At 62.1% G+C, this 20,126-nt stretch carries 11 protein-coding genes and 3 pseudogenes; 8 read left to right on the forward strand and 6 right to left on the reverse strand.

Going from position 1 to position 20,126, the window contains the following annotated elements; translation table 11 throughout:
• The first annotated feature begins 6 nt into the window (after positions 1-6).
• The 3 genes and pseudogenes from AC1MCD_RS17490 to AC1MCD_RS17500 all read left to right on the forward strand — a co-directional run bounded on the left by AC1MCD_RS17490 (position 7) and on the right by AC1MCD_RS17500 (position 3,256).
• Positions 7-831: an alpha/beta fold hydrolase gene (locus tag AC1MCD_RS17490; RefSeq protein ID WP_498678398.1), complete on the forward strand. Its 825-nt coding sequence runs from the start codon at positions 7-9 to the stop codon at positions 829-831.
• A gap of 64 nt (positions 832-895) precedes the next feature.
• Positions 896-1,282, forward strand: a pseudogene (locus tag AC1MCD_RS17495) (ECF transporter S component); the annotation flags it as partial.
• Positions 1,283-1,510: 228 nt separating this feature from the next.
• Positions 1,511-3,256, forward strand: a complete 1,746-nt coding sequence (locus tag AC1MCD_RS17500) for a S8 family peptidase (RefSeq protein WP_498673731.1) — start codon at positions 1,511-1,513, stop codon at positions 3,254-3,256.
• 31 nt (positions 3,257-3,287) lie between these two features.
• On the opposite strand, the pseudogene AC1MCD_RS17505 reads toward AC1MCD_RS17500, so the two are convergent.
• Positions 3,288-3,671 (reverse strand): annotated as a pseudogene (locus AC1MCD_RS17505) (vitamin B12 dependent-methionine synthase activation domain-containing protein); the annotation flags it as partial.
• Here AC1MCD_RS17505 and AC1MCD_RS17510 point away from each other — a divergent pair.
• A pseudogene (locus tag AC1MCD_RS17510) lies at positions 3,672-4,061 on the forward strand (ECF transporter S component); the annotation flags it as partial. It abuts the pseudogene before it with no gap.
• 242 nt (positions 4,062-4,303) lie between these two features.
• Here AC1MCD_RS17510 and AC1MCD_RS17515 read toward each other — a convergent pair.
• From AC1MCD_RS17515 to AC1MCD_RS17530, 4 genes are all read right to left on the reverse strand, one after another.
• Positions 4,304-5,263 carry a carbohydrate kinase family protein gene (locus AC1MCD_RS17515; RefSeq protein WP_498673733.1) on the reverse strand — a complete coding sequence of 320 codons (960 nt, stop codon included), beginning with the start codon at positions 5,261-5,263 and terminating at the stop codon, positions 4,304-4,306.
• Between the two features lie 101 nt (positions 5,264-5,364).
• Positions 5,365-6,159, reverse strand: a complete 795-nt coding sequence (locus AC1MCD_RS17520) for an ATP-binding cassette domain-containing protein (RefSeq protein WP_498673735.1) — start codon at positions 6,157-6,159, stop codon at positions 5,365-5,367.
• The gene (locus AC1MCD_RS17525; RefSeq protein ID WP_498673737.1) at positions 6,156-7,202 is read right to left on the reverse strand and encodes an ABC transporter permease; all 1,047 of its coding nucleotides are present in this window, start codon (positions 7,200-7,202) and stop codon (positions 6,156-6,158) included. The genes AC1MCD_RS17520 and AC1MCD_RS17525 overlap by 4 nt, the downstream gene beginning before the upstream one ends.
• Before the next feature lie 112 nt (positions 7,203-7,314).
• Positions 7,315-8,433, reverse strand: coding sequence for a substrate-binding domain-containing protein (locus tag AC1MCD_RS17530; protein WP_498673739.1), 1,119 nt, complete (start codon positions 8,431-8,433; stop codon positions 7,315-7,317).
• Positions 8,434-8,595: 162 nt separating this feature from the next.
• Here AC1MCD_RS17530 and AC1MCD_RS17535 point away from each other — a divergent pair, with 162 nt between their 5' ends.
• The 3 genes from AC1MCD_RS17535 (at position 8,596) to AC1MCD_RS17545 (ending at position 12,846) form a co-directional block, all read left to right on the forward strand.
• On the forward strand, positions 8,596-9,594 hold the full coding sequence (locus AC1MCD_RS17535) for a LacI family DNA-binding transcriptional regulator (protein WP_498678400.1): 999 nt from the start codon (positions 8,596-8,598) through the stop codon (positions 9,592-9,594).
• A gap of 55 nt (positions 9,595-9,649) precedes the next feature.
• Positions 9,650-9,943: a putative quinol monooxygenase gene (locus tag AC1MCD_RS17540; RefSeq protein ID WP_498673740.1), complete on the forward strand. Its 294-nt coding sequence runs from the start codon at positions 9,650-9,652 to the stop codon at positions 9,941-9,943.
• A gap of 281 nt (positions 9,944-10,224) precedes the next feature.
• The gene (locus AC1MCD_RS17545; protein WP_498673743.1) at positions 10,225-12,846 is read left to right on the forward strand and encodes a GH32 C-terminal domain-containing protein; all 2,622 of its coding nucleotides are present in this window, start codon (positions 10,225-10,227) and stop codon (positions 12,844-12,846) included.
• A 135-nt stretch (positions 12,847-12,981) separates the two neighbouring features.
• Here AC1MCD_RS17545 and metH read toward each other — a convergent pair whose 3' ends face one another.
• The gene (metH, locus tag AC1MCD_RS17550) at positions 12,982-16,632 is read right to left on the reverse strand and encodes a methionine synthase (RefSeq protein WP_498673744.1); all 3,651 of its coding nucleotides are present in this window, start codon (positions 16,630-16,632) and stop codon (positions 12,982-12,984) included.
• Positions 16,633-17,261: 629 nt separating this feature from the next.
• Between metH and AC1MCD_RS17555 the strand changes: the two genes are divergently transcribed.
• The gene (locus AC1MCD_RS17555) at positions 17,262-20,099 is read left to right on the forward strand and encodes an NACHT domain-containing protein (protein WP_498673746.1); all 2,838 of its coding nucleotides are present in this window, start codon (positions 17,262-17,264) and stop codon (positions 20,097-20,099) included.
• The last annotated feature ends 27 nt before the right edge of the window (positions 20,100-20,126 follow it).

Genomic DNA, 20,126 nt, shown 5'->3' on the forward strand with positions numbered 1-20,126 from the left:
GAGAACGTGATCGAAGCAGTTGCTGCGGTAATCGGCCGGAACAACGTCACCATATCCGGGCGCGATGATGGGCCCGTGATGATGTTTGCCCACGGTTTTGGCTGCGATCAGGCGATGTGGCAGAAGCTGCTGCCCCATTTCGTTGATGATTACCGGCTGGTGCTTTTTGATCATGTTGGTGCAGGACACTCCGACATCAGCGCCTATGACTGGGAGAAGTACGGGTCCCTGAATGGGTACGCGTCGGACCTGCTGGAGATTTGCGCCGCCCTTGAACTTGAGGACGTCATCCTGGTGGGCCACAGTGTCAGCACAATGATCGCCGTGATCGCCGCCGTGCAGGACCCCAACCGTTTCTCCCACCTGGTCCTGCTTGCTCCTTCACCCCGTCATACGGATGACCCCTACGACGGCTACGTGGGCGGGTTTTCGCGGGAAGACATCGAGGGCCTGCTGGCATCTCTGGACAGAGACTATTTCGCCTGGGCCGCGGCCGTGGCACCCATGGTTATGGGCAACCCGCAGGAGCCGGAATTAGCGGAGGACCTGCGTATCAGCTTCTGCCGGACAAATCCGACCATCGCACGGCACTTCGCCGGGGTAACTTTTTTCTCCGATACCCGCCCTGAACTGAAAAAGTTGCGCACCAACTGCCTTATTCTGCAGTGCTCTGACGATCGGCTTGCTCCGCCGGAAGTGGGCGCCTACCTGCACAAGAATCTGGACCACAGCACCCTGGTGCAGCTTCAGGCCACCGGGCACTGCCCCCACGTCAGCGCTCCGGAGGAAACGGCCCTCGCGATTCGGCAATACCTCGACACCCGCTCGTGACATGCGCCGTTGGCCCCTCCCCGCTCGCCTTTGATGCCTTCTTTCATCAGGCACCCTGGGCTGGCTGCTCCCCCGGCGGGTGTGTGGCAAAGCCGAACTGTGGATGCTGTGCGGCTATGGCATCGTGGCGTCCTATCTGTTCGGCCTGCTGACCAACCTGTGGTTCTGGCCGTTCGCGGTGGGCGCCGGCACCGGCATCTCCTACGTGCCCGGCGCGCCGCTGGGCACTAACCTCAGCAGCTTCCTGCTTTACTCGCTGGTGACGTCGACGGCGGGCTGGGACACCCTGCGTGCCGTCACCACCATTATCGGAATCGCGGTGGTGGGGCGGGCCATCCTCGCAGCCCTCCGGCGGGTGAAGCCGGTCTCCAGCCAGGTTCCTGGACCGGGTGGGCGAGCCGCGCAGGCCCAACCGGATCAGGCCAGGGAGCGGCATCAACTCGAAGTCTGAGGACCCCCAACCTCAGCACCGCACACCGTCGCCGTGCTCCGCCTGGTGATAACTCGATCCTGGCCAAAGGGGTTCGCGTTGGGGGACAAAAATAGGGGGCGAAATAGGGGGCGGATCACGGCGACACCGGTGCTCTGCAGGCATAGTCTGGGCCGGACGATTCCGATTTTATTGCCCCTCGGGAGCCCCCTTATCCGGCCCGTCAAGGGCGCCAACCGGAGTACCCAGATGAAGAAAAGATTCCCGCTCGTCGCCTGTCTCGCTGCCGTGGCGATGGTCCTCTCGGCCGGGCCCGCCGTCGCCTTCACGGTGGTCGCATCCGCGACAGCAGCAACCCATTCCGCGGACGAAGCCGCGAGGCAGAGTGGACGGATGGAGGCCGGGGGTAAGTTCGTCGTCTCCTTCAGTGGCACTGCCGAAGCCGCCACCGCCGCGATCGAGGCCGCCGGCGGAGCAGTGGAAGACGTTACCTCCCAGATCGGCCTCGCCCTGGTCAACGCCCCCGACGGCGCATTCATGGACAAGGTTCGGACCGGTAGCGGCATCCGCGGTGCCGCCCGGAACCACTCCGTCGGTGTGAGCCGGCAGGGGATGCCGCACCACTACGCCGGTGAGCGGCTCGACGCGACCGAGCGGGCGCAGGCCAGCCGCTCCGTAAAGGCCGGGAGCCCGTCCACGCCCGAGTCCCCCGCCGAGCCCCTGTCCGGTCTTCAATGGGACATGAAGATGATCGGTGCGACGCCCGGCGGCGCCTGGGAGGAGGCGACCGGCAAGGGTGTCGACGTCGGCATCATTGACACGGGGATCGACGCCCGGCACCCCGACATCGCGCCCAACTTCGACGCGAAGCGGTCGCGGAACTTCACCACCGACATCCCAGACATCGACGGGCCCTGCGAGTACAAGGACTGCAAGGACCCCGCGGACGTAGACAACAACGGGCACGGAACGCACGTGGCCGGCATCGTAGCCGCGGCCGACAACGACTTCGGCATCGGCGGGGTGGCTCCCGACGCGACCCTCGTGAACGTGCGCGCAGGACAGGACTCCGGCTACTTCTTCCTGTACGAGACGGTCAAGGCCCTCGTGTACGCGGGGGACATCCACCTCGACGTCGTGAACATGAGCTTTTACACCGACCCGTGGCTCTACAACTGCACATCGCGCGACCACTACGTCAGCGGCGCCGTGAGCGACGCGCAAGTGACCGAGCAGCGGCTCATCAGCGAACTGGTGCTGGGTGCGGTGAAGTATGCCTCCGACCGCGGGGTGACCCTGGTCGCGGCCGCCGGAAACGAGCACACCGACTTGGCCGCACCGACCCGCAGCGACGCGACCAGCCCGGACTACCCGCCGAACACCGCCCAACCGCGGGTCGTGAAGAACACATGCCTCAACCTGCCCAGCGAGGCTCCGGAGGTAATCAGCGTGTCCTCGGTCGGCCCGTCGGGGACCAAGGCTGACTACTCCAACTACGGGTTCGGTGACGTGGAGATCGCCGCCCCGGGTGGCTGGTTCAAGGACTACTTCGGGACGCCGCAGTCCCAGACTCCCGGGAACCTCATCCTCTCGTCGTATCCGCTCCAGGCGGCGATTGAGCAGGGGTTGGCCGATCCTGCGGGCAACCCGGTCGACGGATTCTCGATCAAGTACTGCGCTGACGACGGCAGGTGCGGCTTCTACACGTACCTTCAGGGCACCTCGATGGCGTCGCCGCACGTCGTCGGCGTCGCGGCGCTGATCATCCAGGAGCGCGGCCAGTCCACCGGTGACGACGGTTACGCACTCGATCCAGAAGCCGTGGCCCGCGTGATGTTGCGGACGGCGGATGACCATGCCTGCCCGGTCGGCGGTGTGGAGGACTACATCGACGAAGGGCGCACGACGGACTGGAACGCGACCTGCGAAGGGACGACCGAGGACAACGGCCTGTACGGCGAGGGCATCGTCGACGCGGAAAAGGCCGTGAAGTGACCGATCCCGGCGCCGGTTTCAGCCCCCCCCGTCACACCTTGAAGTACTTCGCCTCCGGGTGGTGGAATACAAACGCGTCGGTGGACTCTTCGGGGTGCAGCATCAGCTCATCGCTGAGGATTACGCCCATCCGTTCGGGCTTCAGGAGCTCCGTGACCTTGCGGCGGTCCTCCATGTCAGGGCACGCGGGGTAACCGAGCGAGAACCGCGCACCGCGGTAGTCCAGCTTGAACAGGCCGGCATTGTCCTTCGGCTCCTCGGCAGCGAAGCCCAGCTCGGAGCGGATGCGCGCATGCCAGAACTCCGCCAGCGCCTCGGTGAGCTGCATGACCAGGCCGTTGAGCTCGTAGTAGTCGCGGTACTGGTTGGCGGCGAACAGCTTGGACGTCACCTCCTCAATCTTCGAGCCGGCGGTGGCGCGGGGACCGGCCTGCTCCCCCGGCGGGTGCGGCGCAAGGCCGAACTGTGGATGCTGTGCGGCTACGGCATCGTGGCGTCCTACCTGTTCGGCCTGCTCACCAACCTGTGGTTCTGGCCCTTCGCGGTGGGCGCCGGCACCGGCATCTCCTACGTGCCCGGCGCGCCGCTGGGCACCAACCTGAGCAGCTTCCTGCTCTACTCACTGGTGACGTCGACGGCGGGCTGGGACACCCTGCGTGCCGTTACCACCATCGTCGGAATCGCCGTGGTGGGGCGGGCGATCCTCGCCGCCCTCCGGCGGGTGAAGCCGGTCTCCAGCGTGGGCGGCAACGGCCGCGGGCCAGCCGCCCAGGCGCACTCCACCCAGACCAGGGAGCGGCTTTAACTCAGGGTCTGAGGCCGCCAGGCCGCACACCATTCCTCCCTCACAGTACGGCGAATCACGATTCTGTACGGGTATCGCACACGACTGCGGGATACCTTTACGAAAGGCCCCTTATCGGCGCTTCAGTAGGACACTCAACGGACGAGAGAATCACGCATTTAGTTCCGAAAAGTAGTGGCAGGATCAGCCCGTTCCCATGCGACTTGGCAGCTCTCCGGATGGGCCCTCATTGGTGAGGTGCTTCAGGTACCCGCGTATACGGCGGGGGTATTGGCTTCGGCTGCGGCGTTTAGTTCTTCAAGGGTGGGTGGGTTTGCTCCCGGACGTTGTACAGTAATGGCCGCGGCTGCAGCTGCGAGGTGTCCAAGCTGCTCCAGGACGGCCGGGGCGAAGCCTTCGGTTCCTCGGGTGAGGAAGCCCAGGATCAGGGCGGACATGTAGGAGTCGCCCGCGCCGATGGTGTCTGCAACTGTGGTTTTCACGGCTGGGATCCTGATGTTGGCCGCGGCGGAGGTGAATTGTGAACCTTCAGCGCCCTTGGTTATGACGGACAACCGGGCGCCCAGTCCGAGGAGGTGTGCCGCGGTTTCGTCCAGGCTTTTCCGGGGGTACAGCCACTGGGCATCCTCATCGCTGAGTTTGACCACGTCCGTGAGGGCCACGAGCTCCTCGAAAATGGCTTTAGCTTCCGTGTGGCTGCCGAGCAGGGCCGGTCGGATGTTGGGGTCATAGGTGATCATGCAGTGCCGGTGGGCCTGTTCGAGCAGTGCTTTGACGGCGCTGGCGCCTGGGCTGAGGAAAGTGGCGATGGATCCCGTGTGCAATATTTTGGGGAAGTAGGCGGGGGCTGTAGGAGCCAGGTCCCAGGAGATATCGAAGTCGTATTTGGCAGAGCCGTCCGATGCAAGGGTTGCTGTTGCTGATGCCGTCCGGGTGAGGGACTTTGAACCGGGCAAAAGCACGACCCCTGCGCTGTGGAGGTGGTTTTCGATGGCGATCCCCCGGGCGTCCGGGGCGATGGCTGTGAGCAGACCTGTCGTTACGCCGAGGCGGCCGAGTCCATAGGCGACGTTGGCGGGCGAACCGCCGGGGTGTTCCACCCGTCCGTGCGAGGTTGTGACCACGTCGATCAGCGCTTCGCCTACGACCATGACGTCAAGGGTCTGATGAGGGTCATGCCGGGCTGTTGTGAGGTAATCCATCGTCTGTCTCTCGTGGGGATCTGATGTTGTGGGGGCTGTTCAAGCACGTCAGTCCGCGGACCCTAACCGGTTCCGCGGACTCACGTGGGGATAGCAGTCGTTCAGGCGGTGGCTGCACCGGTCATGATCGCGACGGCGTCAGTCATGTTGTGTGATTGCGGGGTGATGGTGGCTGCGCACTTGCCGAGGCGCTGGATGTGGATGCGGTCCGCCACGTCAAACACGTGGGGCATGTTGTGGCTGATCAGGATCACTGGCAGGCCGCGGTCCCGGAGATCGCGGACAAGCTGCAGGACCTGGTTGGATTCCCGGACGCCGAGTGCCGCTGTCGGCTCATCGAGCACGACAACTTTTGAACCGAACGCTGCGGCACGGGCCACGGCAACGGCTTGGCGCTGGCCGCCTGAGAGGTTCTCCACCGGCACTGTCACGTCCTGGAGGGTGGAGATGCCCAGCCGGGTCAGCTCCTGCTTGGCCTTCAGGCGCATGCCTTTGGTGTCGAGCATCCGGAACACGCTCCCGAGGATTCCCGCACGCCTTTCCTCCCGGCCAAGGAACAGGTTGGAGGCGACGTCCAGGGCCGGTGATACCGCCAGGTTTTGGTAGACCGTTTCGATGCCGTGAACCCTGGCGTCCTGGGGACGTTTGAAATGTACCGGCTGTCCCGAGACAAAGAGCTCGCCGGAGTCCGGGACTTCTGCTCCGGTGAGGCATTTGATCAGGGTCGATTTTCCGGCGCCGTTGTCGCCGATGATGGCCAGGACTTCGCCCGGGTAGAGGTCGAGGCTAACGCCGTCCAAGCCTACGACGCGGCCGAAGGTCTTGACGAGATTCCTGGCCGTCAGGATGGGCTCGCGGACTTCCGTCCCCGCGGACTCCAGATGCATGGCAGTCATGATTTCACCTTTCGGATCCACTGGTCGATGGAGACAGCGAGGATGATGAGGACGCCCACTGCGAGGGTCTGGTAGAGCACGTCCAGGCCTGCGAGGGAGAGCCCATTGCGGAAGACGCCTACGATCAGGGCGCCCAGCAGGGTTCCCCAGACTGAGCCGCGGCCGCCGAAGAGGCTGGTCCCGCCGATCACGACGGCGGTGATGGAGTCCAGGTTCAGGTCCACACCGGCGTTGGGGCTGGCGGCGTTGGTGCGGCCGATCTGGATCCAGGCGCCGATGGCGAGGACGGCACCGGCGGCGAGGTAGACGCTCATGAGGACTTTGTTCACGGCGATGCCGGCCAGGCGCGCGGCTTCCTTGTCATCGCCCACGGCGTAGACGTGCCGGCCCCAGGCGGTTTTGCCCAGGATGAATGCGATGGCGATGTAGAGCAGGAGCATTACGACGACGCCTGTGGAGATCCTGACCGGGCCCACCGGGAAGGTGCTGCCTGTCCAGGTGAGCAGGTCCGGCATTGCGGAGCCGCGTACTGTGGCTCCGTTGGAGTAGAGCAGCGTCAGGGCGATGAAGATATTCAGGGTGCCCAAGGTGACGATGAACGGGGGGAGCCGGAACCTGGTGACCAGGAAGCCGTTGAGGGCTCCGGCGGCGAGTCCGACGATCAGGCCTGCGAGCAAGGCAACGGGCGCGGGGAGTCCGTTGTTGACGGCGAGCTGGGCGACGACCATGGAGGACAGGATCATCACGGCCCCGACGGACAGGTCGATGCCGGCTGTGAGGATGATGAGTGTCTGGGCGATGGCCAGGGTGCCAACGACGGAGACCTGCTGGGTAATCAGCGAGAGGTTTTCCACCCGCAGGAACCTGTCATTGAGGAGGCCGAACACGACCACCGCGATGAGGAGGACGAGGGCGGGGCTGACGGCGGGGTAGCGGTGGAGGATGTTGCGTATCCGGCTGAGCGGTGTTTGGCGGTCAAGGAATTCCTCCGCCAGGTCGGCATGCCCGGCGCTGGGCGGGCCGGCGGTCTGTTGCTGGGTCACGATGGGTCCTGATCTTCAGTGATGGTAGCTAGAGCGGAGCTAGCTCGGAGGTGGAATGCGGGGAGACCGATAGCGGGCTTCGGCCTCCCCGCGCCGCAGTGAAGCTGGGTGGTTATTTTCCCCAGCAGATGTCGGAAGCAGCGGTGGTGGTGATGCTCTTGATGCCGTCGGCCGGCTTGTCGGTGACGAGCTCGACACCGGTGTTGAAGAAGTCCAGGCCTTCGGAGTTGGCGGGCTTCTTGCCGGTCTTGGCGAGGTCAACAATGGCTTTCACGCCCAGTTCGGCCATCTTGACCGGGTACTGCTGTGCCGTGGCGCCTATGACGCCGGACTTGACGTTGTTGACGCCGGTGCAGCCGCCATCGATCGAAACGACCAGCACGTCCTTGTCCTTGCCGGCTGACTTCAGTGCCTCGAAGGCGCCTGCTGCGGCTGGTTCGTTGATGGTGTAGATGACGTTGATGTTGGGGTTCTTGGACAGGAGCGTTTCCATTGCTGTCCGGCCGCCGTCCTCATTGCCCTGGGAGGCTTGGTTGCCGACAATTTCGTAGTCGCCGCCCTTGCCACCGGTGTATTTACCGGATTTGGCTTCATCGCCGTTCTTCTTCTTATCCGCAGTGGCGATACCCAGCCCGGTCAGGAAGCCCTGGTCCCGGTTGTAGTCCACGGAGACAATCTTGTCGTCGAAGAGATCGACGAGGGCAATGGTGGCTTTTTTCCCGCCCAGCTGAGCTGCCGTCCATTTGCCGATCAGCTCGCCGGCGGCGAAGTTGTCGGTGGCGAAAGTGATGTCAGCGGCGTCGGCCGGGTCCGGAGGTGTGTCCAGGGCGATCACAAAGAGGCCAGCGTCCTTGGCCTTCTTCAGGGCATCCACGACGGACGGTCCGTTCGGGGTGATCAGGATTCCCTTGTCGCCCTTGGAGATCGCGTTCTCGATGGCCTGGATCTGGGTGTCCTCGTCGCCGTCGGCCTTGCCGGCCGCGAGCTTCAGGTCTACGCCTTCTTTCTCGGCTGCCTTCTTTGCACCGTCCTGCATGGAGACGAAGAACGGGTTGGTGGTGGTTTTGACGATCAGGGAGACGCCGACTTTTTCATCAGTGGCGCCGCCGCTGGCTGCCGGGCCGTTGGAACTGCCGCCACAGGCAGAAAGACTGAGCGCGCCCAGGGTCAGGACTGCTCCAGCAGCGAAAAGGCGGGTGGCCGCTGAACGGGGTGCTTTGGAACTCAACATTGAATCTCCTGGTGTTTGAGGCCCTAGCTGGCCTCGACAACGATGTCAGGTACGATGTAAGCAGCATCACAGGCGAGAGTCAATACATAAATTCTTAAGGAGCGATCTTTTTTGACAACGATGTCCAATCGTAACCAGACGCTGGCCGCCGGCCGCCCAACCATGCGCCATGTGGCAACACTGGCCGGTGTTGGAATCAAGACCGTCTCCCGGGTCATCAATGACGAAGCGGGCGTGTCCGAAGCCACCCGGAACAAGGTGCTCAGCGCTTCCCGGCAACTCAATTACCAATTGGACTTGACGGCCGGCAGTTTGCGGCGTGCGGGCAGGAGGACACTGTCCATCGGACTTTTACTGCCCAGCGTCTCCAACCCGTTCAGCGGTGAAATTAACCGGGCAATGGAGGACGCGATGGGCGCCAGAGGAATAGCGGTTTTTGCGGCAAGCCTCGACGATGACCCTGCGCGGGAGCATGCCATAGTCTCAGCGTTTCTTGGCCGACGCGTTGACGGGCTCATCCTTACCCCGATTGCCAAGAGTCAGGCATATGTGATCCCAGAGCACTCCCGTGACCTGCCATTGGTCTTTATAGACCGCGAGCCGGCAGGGATAGAAGCAGACACGGTGCTGACTGACAACGCAGCGGGCTCGGCCAGGGCGGCGGCCCATTTGATAAGCCGCGGCCATACCAAGCTCGCTTACCTGGGTGACCGTACAGATATTCAGACTGCCCGGGAACGCCGGCGGGGATTTGTGGAGGAAATTGGCCGGCACGGAATTCCCACGTCAAAGATTCCAACCCGCGAAAACCTTCACAATGAAGAATCGGCGAGGCTTGCCGCGTTGGAGCTCCTTACGGCTGAGGACCCGCCGACTGCGATCTTCTCCAGTCAAAACCTCGTCACTTTCGGGGCCATGCGCGCCTTGCGGGAGCTAGGGCTGAGCCACAGCGTGGCCTTAATAGGTTTCGATGACTTCACCCTTGCCGACATGATGGATCCGGGCGTAACCGTCATCGCCCAGCATCCCGAGCGGATCGGCAAACTGGCAGCGGAGAGGTTGCTGGCCAGGATTGACGGCGACGAACAGCCTGCGCATACCTATGTTGTCCCCTCGGAGCTGATACATAGGGGCTCCGGGGAGATCCTCCCCCCGGCCTGATTTTTTGAAGAAATTGCTGCACACCCTGCCGAACCCGTAGACCTGAGGAATCGTCATGACCAAAACCCTGTACGCCGAGTTCACCGTCAAGCCAGGCAGCGAAGCCCGCGTGGCCGAGATGATGCTCGAACTGACCCAGCACGTCCGCCAGGAACCGGGAAACGAGCTGTTCCTCCCCTACACCCGCGAAGAGAATCCCCGGGAGTACTTTGTCTTCGAGGTCTACCGCGATGAAGCTGCATTCCAGGAACACATCCGCGCCGACTATGGTGCAAGATTCAACGAGGAACTGGCACTCCACATCGAAGGCGACGGCTCGGAACTGACCTGGCTCCTGCCGATGGAATAGCGCTAGACCAGGGTGCGCCCACCCGCCGATCGCGGGGGTGCTTTTCGGCCCCGTGGGGGCTGAACGGACCTGTGCCCGGAAAGAAAGAACCCCTCCAGCCTTCGTTGGCGGGGAATTTTCTCGTGCCTGCCAGGCCGTTCGCCCACCTTATCCAAGCGCCGGAAGTGCTCATGGTCGTGACCGCCAAAACCGTTGACTTGTCCGACGGACATCACTTAGAGTCCAACGCACTGACAACGTTGTCTATCTGAGATAAGCGCGATGAAGGGCAAAACAAGCAGATGAAGAAAACGACCACCCGCAGGATGCATGCCGTTTCTGGACTGACCCTCGCGGGACTGACACTGGCCGCAGCACTGGCCGGTTCCATGCCAGCCTCCGCGGCCGAACTCGGGGATGAGCAATATCGGCCTGCTATCCACTACTCGCCGGAAAAGAACTGGATGAACGACCCCAACGGGCTCGTCTTCCACAAGGGCGTCTATCACATGTACTACCAGCACAACCCCTCCGGTAATACCTGGGGGAACATGTCCTGGGGCCACGCCACGTCCAAAGACCTCGTCCATTGGGAGGAGCAGCCACTGGCAATCTCCACGGACGCACAGGAAGATGTGTTCTCCGGCAGCATCGTCGTGGACAAGGACAACACCTCCGGCCTGGGCACGAAAGAGAACCCGGCGATGATCGCCATATACACCAGCGCCTACAAGGAAGGATCCCCGCACCGCGGCCTGCAGGCGCAGTCCCTGGCCTACAGCCTGGACGATGGCCAAACCTGGACGAAGTACTCCGGCAACCCTGTCTTGAACCGGAATTCGGCCAACTTCCGTGACCCCAAGGTCTTCTGGTACAACAACCCGGCCGGTGGAGGCTACTGGGTCATGACCGCAGTTGAAGCCCAGGAGCACAAGGTGGTCCTCTACAAGTCCCCTGACCTCAAGGACTGGACCGCCCTGAGCGAGTTCGGGCCCGCCAATGCCACCGGCGGACAGTGGGAATGCCCTGACCTGTTCCCGTTGGCCGTGGACGGCGATACCAAGAACATCAAATGGGTCATGGTCGTCAACATCAACCCGGGCGGCGTGGCTGGCGGCTCCGCCGGTCAGTACTTCGTGGGCAACTTCGACGGCACCACGTTCACCTCCGAAACCACGGAACCCGCCACTGCGGTACCGGCCGGCACAGTCTTGGCCGGCTTCAACGACGGAACCTACAACGGCTGGACGGTGAACAACGAACCGGGCAACTGGAAGAATGGCCCGTTCGGTGACACTCCAGCGACCGGTTCCCTGCCCGGGCAGAGCCCAGTGGCCGGATTCGGCGGCACAGGCCTTGTCAACTCATTCAGCGACGGCGACTGGCCCTTGGGTTCCATGCAGTCACCAACCTTCACCGTAACCGACGACTACTTGAACTTCCTCGTGGGTGGCGGCAAGCACCCTCGCGTCTCCGACAAGCTGGACAATAACCCGCCCGAGGGCGAGCTCAAGTTTGGGGGCTTCGAGGTGGCCGACGGGACCACGCTGGCCGATGCCGGCTGGACCGGCACAGGAGACCTGACCCCCAATTTCCAGCCGGCTACTAGCGGTGGAGACTTTTACCTTGGCGCCAAACGGATCAACACGTTCGATACCGGCACCGTACCCGGTGACGACCGGCAGGGCACCCTGACATCACCCGAATTCCCCATCACGAAGAATTTCATGAGCATGTTAGTTGGAGGCGGCAACCGCTCGGCGGACTCCGGACAGACCCTGGCTGTCCAGCTGCTCATCAATGGCAACGTGGTCCGCTCCCTGGCCGGCGACAACGCCGGGGTGCTGAACTGGAAAGGCTGGGACGTTTCGGAATTCGCGGGCCAGAATGCACAGTTGAGGGTCGTTGATCAAGCTACCGGCGGGTGGGGACACGTGACCCTTGACCACGTCATGCTCACCGACACTACCGCTGTTCCCAGGTCCGATGAAGAAACAGTGAACTTGGTAGTCAACGGACAGGTGGTTCGTACGGCCACCGGCAATGACAGTGAGAATTTGGACTGGGCATCATGGAATGTCAAGGAATTCGTTGGCCAGCAGGCACAAATCAAGGTTGTCGATAACAACAGATTCGGCTGGGGGCACATACTTGCGGACGAATTTACAGCAAGCTCCACAGCAGCGACATCCCGGCTGGAGTCCTATGACTGGCTGGATTACGGACGGGACTACTACGCCACCGTATCCTTCGCCAATATGCCCGACGACAAGCGGGTCATGCTGGGCTGGATGAACAACTGGGACTACGCCAACAACATCCCCACCAACCCCTGGCGCAGCGCCATGGCTCTTCCCCGCGAAGTGAAACTCACGCAAACCCCTGACGGCCCCCGCCTCACCCAAAGCGCCGTAAAGCAAGTGGAAAAACTGGGAGGGAAAGTCACCTATAACGACAAGAAGGGCGGCCCCATTTCCGCAGGGACGCACCCGCTGCCTGCACAGTCGGCAGGCCAGGTGCAGCAGGTGGACATCACCTTCGCCCCCGGTACCGCAACGAAGTCCGGCATCACCGTACTCGGCGACGGAAACTCAGCCACCGTCATCGGCTACGATGCCACGACCGGGAAGATGTTCGTCGACCGCACGAGGTCCGGCAACACAACCTTCCACCCGGCCTTCGCCTCCATCGAGGATGCCCCCGTCGCCCTGGACAAGAACGGCAACGTCACCATGCGGATCTACCTCGACCGCTCTTCCGTGGAGGTGTTCGCCCAGAACGGCCTGACGACCATCACCGACCAGGTGTTCCCCAACCCGGGAGCCGACAAGATGGCCCTCTTCGCCGAAGGCGGGACCGCCCAGCTTAAATCACTTACCGTGACACCGCTGGAAAAGGCAATGTTCCTCCCCCAAGAGAAGTAACAAGCTATATCCGACCCGCTCCCCAGGAGAGTTGGAGCTGAAGGGACTGGGTGCCGTAACCGGCCTCAGTCCCTTCGCTTTTCCTTGCGCCGCGCTGAGAGGTGGGCTGCGCCCAGGCCACGGACCGGCGCCAACTCACACCTTGAAGTACTTGGCCTCCGGGTGGTGGAACACAAACGCGTCGGTGGACTGTTCGGGGTGCAGCATCAGCTCATCGCTCAGGACCACGCCCATCCGCTCGGGCTTCAGGAGCTCGGTCACCTTGCGGCGGTCCTCCATGTCCGGGCACGCAGGGTAGCCGAGCGAGAACCGCGCACCGCGGTAGTCGAGCTTGAACAGGCCGGCCTTGTCCTTGGGCTCCTCGGCAGCGAAGCCCAGCTCGGAGCGGATGCGTGCGTGCCAGAACTCGGCCAGCGCCTCGGTGAGCTGCATGACCAGGCCGTTGAGCTCGTAGTAGTCGCGGTACTGGTTGGCGGCGAACAGCCTGGATGTCACCTCCTCGATCTTTGAGCCGGCGGTGACCAGCTGTACCGGCAGCACGTCGATCTGTCCCGATTCGCGCGAGCGGACGAAGTCGGCGAGGCACAGGTGGCGGTCGCGGCGCTGGCGCGGGAAGTCGAAACGCAGCCGGTCGGTGCCGATCGGGCCGCCTGAACCGCCGTCGGGGGCGAGCAGCCCCGCGGTGCCGAGGACGCCGTCGCGGTCTTCCCCATGGTGCAGCACCACCACCTGTTCGCCCTCGGCGACCACCGGGAAGTAGCCGTACGCGACGGATGCGTCGAGCATTCCCTCGCCGAGGATGCGGTCCAGCCAGTACCGCAGGCGCGGCCGGCCCTCGCGTTCCACCAGTTCCTCGTAGGAGGCGCCGTCCTCGCCGCGGCCGGGCTTGAGCCCCCACTGCCCCATGAAGGTGGCGCGTTCGTCGAGGAAGGTGGAGTAGTCGTGGAGCGAGACGCCGCGCACAATGCGCGTGCCCCAGAACGGCGGCGACGGCACGTGGTTGTCGGCGGCGACGTCGGACCGGCCGGGCATGGCCTCCGGCTCGGTCACCGTGAACTTCGGGCCGCCTTTATGGATCCGCTTCTTCAGCGGCGGAAGGCCGACGGCGGCCGGGTCAGCGCCGCGGGCCACCTGCACCAGCGGTTCCATGAGCGCGAGGCCTTCAAAGGCGTCCTTGGCGTACCGGACGGTTCCTTCGAACTGCTCGGCCAGGTCCTGCTCCACGTAGGCGCGGGTCAGGGCTGCGCCGCCGAGGATGATGGGCCACTTCTTCGCGAGGCCCCGGGACTGGAGCTCGGCGAGGTTTTCCTTCATCACCACGGTGGACTTCACGAGCAGCCCCGACATGCCGATCACGTCGGCGTTGTGCTCCTCAGCTGCAGCCATGATCTCGGCGATCCCCTGTTTGATGCCGATGTTGATGACTTTGTAGCCGTTGTTGGTGAGGATGATGTCCACCAGGTTCTTGCCGATGTCGTGCACATCGCCGCGCACGGTGGCGATCACCATGGTGCCCTTGCCCGAAGAATCCGACTTCTCCATGTGCGGCTCGAGCAGGGCCACCGCGTTCTTCATGACCTCGGCGGACTGCAGCACGAAGGGCAGCTGCATCTCGCCGGCGCCGAAGCGCTCACCCACCACCTTCATGCCCTCGAGCAGCTGGTCGTTGATGATGCCGAGCGGGGTCATGCCCTCGCTGCGTGCCAGGTCGAGGTCCTCTTCGAGGCCTTTGCCTTCGCCGTCGATGATGCGCCGCTGCAGGCGTTCGCCGGTGGGCAGCGCCGCGAGTTCCGCAGCGCGCTGGTCCTTGAGCGCTGCGGTGTCGACGCCGGCGAAGAGGTCCAGCATGCTGTTCAGGGGGTCGTACGTGACGTTGCCGTCGGCGTCATATTCGCGGCGGTCCCAGATGAGGTCCAGCGCCACCTTGCGCTGCTCCTCCGGCAGTGAAGCGAGCGGCACGATCTTGGCGGCGTCGATGATGCCGCTGGTCAGGCCCGCCTGCACGGCCTCGTGCAGGAACACCGAGTTCAGTGCCATGCGCGCTGCCGGGTTCAGGCCGAAGGACACGTTGGAGACGCCGAGCGTGGTGTTGATGCCGGGGTACTTCGCGGTGATCTGGCGGATGGCCTCGATGGTTTCGATGCCGTCCCGGCGGGTTTCCTCCTGGCCGGTGGCGATGGGGAAGGTCAGGCAGTCGACAATGATGTCCTCGACGCGCATCCCCCACTCGCCCACCAGGGCGTCGACGAGGCGGGAGGCGATGGCCACCTTGCCCTCGGTGGTGCGTGCCTGGCCCTGCTCGTCGATGGTCAGGGCGATCACGGCAGTGCCGTGTTCCTTCACGAGCGGCATGATGCGCGCGAAGCGGCTGTCCGGGCCGTCGCCGTCCTCGTAGTTGACGGAGTTGACCACCGGGCGGCCGCCGATGAGTTCGAGCCCCGCCCGCAGCACCGGCGGTTCGGTGGAGTCGATGACGAGCGGGAGGGTGGAGGCCGACGCGAAACGTGAGACGACCTCCTTGATGTCGGCCACGCCGTCGCGCCCCACATAGTCGATGCAGACGTCGAGCAGGTGCGCGCCGACGCGGACCTGCTCGCGGGCGATGTCGACGCAGTCGTCCCACCGCTCCTCCAGCATCGCCTGGCGGAACGCCTTCGAACCGTTCGCGTTGGTGCGCTCACCGATGGCGAGGTACGCGGACTCCTGGTCGAAATTCACGTGGTGGTAGAGGGACGCGATGCCGGCCTCACGCTCGGAGGGAAGGCGGCTGCCGTCGGCGCCCCTCCCGCCGCTGGTGACCGCGGCGACGGTGCGCAACGGCGCAAGCCGCTCGACGACGGCGGCCATGTGCTCCGGCGTCGTACCGCAGCAGCCGCCCACGAGGCCCAGGCCGAATTCGCGCACGAACTGCTCGTGCGCGGTGGCGAGTTCGGTGGGCGAGAGCGGATAGTGCGCGCCGTTGGGACCAAGGACGGGCAGGCCGGCGTTGGGCATGCAGGCGATGGCGACGGAGGACTGCTTCGAGAGGTGGCGCAGGTGCTCGCTCATCTCGTCCGGCCCGGTGGCGCAGTTCAGGCCGATGGCGTCGACGCCGAGCGGCTCGAGGGCCGTGAGCGCGGCGCCGATCTCGGAGCCCATCAGCATGGTTCCGGTGGTTTCGACGGTCACCTCGACGAAGATGGGAAGCCGGATGCCGCGGGTGACGATGGCCTGCTTGCAGCCGTTGACGGCGGCTTTGGTCTGCAGGAGGTCCTGGCTGGTTTCGATGAGGAAGGCGTCCGCTCCGCCGTCGATGAGGCCCTCAGCCTGCAGGGCGAAGGTCTGCTTGAGGTAGTCGTAAGTGGTATGGCCGAGGCTGGGGAGCTTGGTGCCCGGCCCCATGGAGCCCAGGACCCAGCGCATCCGTCCGTCAGTTTTTTCTGCCGCCTCGGCGCGCTCGCGTGCGATCTCGGCGCCCTTCCGGGCGAGCTCTTCGATCCGGTCGTCGATGCCGTAATCGGAGAGGTTGGACCAGTTGGCGCCGAAGGTGTTGGTTTCGACCGCATCGATTCCCACCTCGAAGTACGCGTCATGAATGTCCGCGAGGACATCCGGCCGCGTGGCATTGAGGATCTCGTTGCAGCCTTCCAGCCCCAGGAAGTCCTCCTCGAGCGACAGCTCCCGGCCCTGCAGCATGGTGCCCATGGCTCCATCGGCAATGACGACCCGGTGGTTCACAGCATCCAGCAGCTCCTGGGCGCGGACGGGACGGGGGACGGACTCAATATCAAGCGCAAAACGAGGCATCTAAACAGGTTACGGGCGGGGGCTGGAACGTTGCGCTGTGTGTCCGTGTACTACGACGGGGGTGGGTTTTTCCTGTGGCTCATCCGCGTGGATTAGAGCCGGAAGTCATGGCAAAAGTAGGCGGTCCAGTGTTCGACTTTGATGGCTAGACGTCGTCTCGGATCGTGGGTACCCGCAATTCGCCCCTGTCTACCAGACACACGAGCGCTTCGACGCTTGTGAAGCCGGGCTCCAGTGCGTCGAACAGCGGGCGATCATAGAGTCGTTGCTCCGTGCATCAGGCAGGGCGAGGCAGACCCACTGGCGCGATTTTATTGCCCCTACTAGGAAGCGTGGGAGGCCAGGAGGGTGGAGGCAGGGACGGCGTCGACGACGGAGAGCACCTTCAGGAACATGGAGTACTCCTGGTAGCCCGAGGATTCGGCGCCCGGCTATGCGATGCGCCGACACGAGGGGCGTCCATAGCAGCTGGCCTGAGAACTCTCAGTCCTGTCGAATTCCGAAGGATCAAGAATTCTTACCTACCGGACGGCTGCGGCGGTAGCGCCCGGGAATCGCGCAGTCAGCGGTGTTCGGCTTAGTATTCGTCGTTCACCCCTAATGCGAGCAACCCAACGTACTCTGAGTCCATGGAATACGATCTCGTGCGCATGGGTAGCACTGAATTTGAAGATATGGCAGTGGCTTTATGTAGTGCCGAGTTTGGCGCAGGCGGGACATCTTTCGGTGTTGGGAGGGATGGAGGACGCGAGTGGACTTATGAAGCGCTACTGCCGATGCCAAAGAACGGCGTCTTCGCCGATTTGCATGAGGGAGAACAGTGGGAAGACTACACGGTCGCACAGGCTAAACATAAGAGCAAAATGGAGGGCGGGACAAAGGATGTCGACTGGCTCCTGACAACGATCCAACGGGAGGTGAAAAAGTGGACCGATCCCAAGGAAGGGCGAACCAAGAAGCCGAAAAACTTCCTTGTCATTACTAACGTGGATCTTTCTTCCGTTCCTAAGGTGGGCGGAATTGACCGCGTAAAGGATGCTATGCAGAAACATTCAGCATCCATGAAGCTAGATGGCTGGGCGGTGTGGCCTGCCGAACACATATCACGGCTTTTAGATAACCACCGCGACATTCGAAAGACTTACCTTGCCCACGTGACCGTTGGAGATGTACTTTCCGCGGTGCTGGAGTCATACGAGGGCCGAAATCCTGATGCTACGGGGGTCATCACAGGATTTGTCGCAAAGGAACTTTACGCCCACCGTTATGTTCGGCTAACCCGCGCGGGCAATAAAAGCGATAGGGAATTTGAAAGCTTAGCGGCTATCGGAATCGATCTTCCTGCCGTCGATCGGAGCAAACCCTATGACGATCAAGGCAAGGCTCTTACGATTGCGGTAGCCGAATCGGTGATTGAGTCTTGCAATACTCCACTAAGTCCAAGGAGTGAAAAGTTCCTGACCGTCCTGATAGGTGGACCCGGGCAAGGCAAATCGACAATTGGACAACTGATATGCCAAGCATATCGTGCGTCACTTCTCGAAGGACAGGAGGACAGATTATCGGTGGCCGACAGCAACGTGCTCTCGGAAACTCGCGCTCATTTCAAATCCATAGGCCTGAAGCTTCCTACATTGCGCAGATGGCCAGTGTACATTCGCTTGAGCTCATATAGCGAGAAGATGTTGGGATCCGGCGACGCCTCAATACAGGCTCAGATCACCGAACAAATAAATAGTCGCGGCGGAGGAACCATCGACAAGAGCCACCTAAATGTGTGGCTTGCGCAGTGGCCGTGGATGGTGGTTCTGGACGGCCTAGACGAGGTACCGGATACCCATACCCGCACGCGAATCATTCAAAAAGTCAATGAATTTATCACCGACGCGGCCGGGAAGAACGCAGACATTGCAGTTCTAGCTACAACTCGCCCGCAGGGATATCAGCAAGATTTAAGCGCACACGCGCCTCGGGAGCTTGAGTTGTCAGAACTCAATCATGAGGAAGCACTGTCCTACGGGAAGAAACTGGTGATTTCCAGGAACGCCGGTGATCCTGCTCGTGCCAAAGAACTTTATGAGCGTCTGGAGGGATCTTCAAAGGAAGATGCGACGGCAAAACTTATGGTCACCCCACTTCAGGTGAGCATCATGGCCTCTTTATTAGAAGACCGAGTACGGGTTCCGAGAACACGATATAAATTGTTCGATGAGTTCTATGAAACTGTGTACAGGCGGGAGTGCGGCAAGGAGGGTAGACTCGGTGAAATCGTTGAGCAATTTAAGCCCGAAGTCGATAAACTGCATGACGGGGCCGGCATCAGATTGCATATCGATTCTGAGAAATCAGGACAGGCAGATGTGCATCTCAATAAGAATGATCTAAAGAGGATCACCGCAGACTATCTTTTTCGAGTTCAGACGTATGAATCGAACGAAGCTGAGAAAACGGCAGCTAAGCTCGTAAATCTTGCAACAGATAGGCTGGTCCTGCTCGTCGAAGAGTCGACTGACAACTGGGGATTTGAAGTGCGAAGTTTCCAAGAGTTCATGGCGTCGCGCTTTATCACCCAAGGTGAGGACGAATTAGTATTACGACGATTGAAAGCCTTGGCCCGGAGTAGCCACTGGCGTAATACTTGGCTTTTCGCTGCTGCCAATGTCTTTGACAACCGCACCCACCTCCGCGAGCGCCTCGTTGAAGTACTGAGTGAGATCGACGGTGAATCCGTTGCGGACTCCTTGTCTAAACCCGGCGCCCAACTTGCCTGCGATCTTCTTGCAGATAACTTCGCTGCTGGAACGCCTGGAATTAAACGCCGGTTGCTGCTCCAATGCGTTAATCTCTTGGATACCCCACTCATTGACTTCATGAAGATGGTCCCAATCTTGGACGCGGCTTCGACATCTGATGCAGTAGTGAGACGCGCGATCATGCAGAAATTTGACGAGTGCTTGCGTATCGGCGGTCGAAGGCAGGAGAACATTCAACGGATAATGTCCTACTGGAGCGCCCAATTCACGGGAGGGATCGCAGCATCTGCTAGGACCAAGCTGACTAATTCCCGCAACGTCAAGGAGACAGGTCTCAATGGCCGTGGAACGCATGTCACTCTAGGCGCTATTCTGAAGGATCATGTGAATACCACCGAACTTAGCCGGACTGATATGGCACTCGTCGAAGCTCTTTTGGCAGAGAAGACTTCTCTGTTTCTCAAGTCCTCAACGACCGATCGACTCTATGGACTAAGCGACTCCCACATTAATCGTAGTCTGGCGCTTGAATTACTCGCGAGCGATGAGGCCTGTGACGTCCTGGACCAAGCACTCGAGAATCTACCGCAGGAGAATGTCCTCGCCTCAAATTGGTTCGTAATCCAACTGGCTCAATCTATCGGCCAGAGAGCCACTAGTGCCGAGTCCAAACTAGAGCTCCCGCCAGTAACTACAGAATCAACGGTAGCCTGACTAAACGAATTGGCGGCCGCTAAACCG

The organism is Arthrobacter sp. BF1 (assembly GCF_056680215.1).

Bases quoted from the DNA above. Each gene is read 5' to 3' on its own strand.
- AC1MCD_RS17555 (WP_498673746.1), top strand. From the start codon at position 17,262: ATGGAATACGATCTCGTGCGCATGGGTAGCACTGAATTTGAAGATATG.
- AC1MCD_RS17500 (WP_498673731.1), top strand. From the start codon at position 1,511: ATGAAGAAAAGATTCCCGCTCGTCGCCTGTCTCGCTGCCGTGGCGATG.
- AC1MCD_RS17520 (WP_498673735.1), bottom strand. From the start codon at position 6,159: ATGACTGCCATGCATCTGGAGTCCGCGGGGACGGAAGTCCGCGAGCCC.
- AC1MCD_RS17540 (WP_498673740.1), top strand. From the start codon at position 9,650: ATGACCAAAACCCTGTACGCCGAGTTCACCGTCAAGCCAGGCAGCGAA.
- AC1MCD_RS17545 (WP_498673743.1), top strand. From the start codon at position 10,225: ATGAAGAAAACGACCACCCGCAGGATGCATGCCGTTTCTGGACTGACC.
- AC1MCD_RS17535 (WP_498678400.1), top strand. From the start codon at position 8,596: ATGCGCCATGTGGCAACACTGGCCGGTGTTGGAATCAAGACCGTCTCC.
- AC1MCD_RS17515 (WP_498673733.1), bottom strand. From the start codon at position 5,263: ATGGATTACCTCACAACAGCCCGGCATGACCCTCATCAGACCCTTGAC.
- metH (WP_498673744.1), bottom strand. From the start codon at position 16,632: ATGCCTCGTTTTGCGCTTGATATTGAGTCCGTCCCCCGTCCCGTCCGC.
- AC1MCD_RS17530 (WP_498673739.1), bottom strand. From the start codon at position 8,433: ATGTTGAGTTCCAAAGCACCCCGTTCAGCGGCCACCCGCCTTTTCGCT.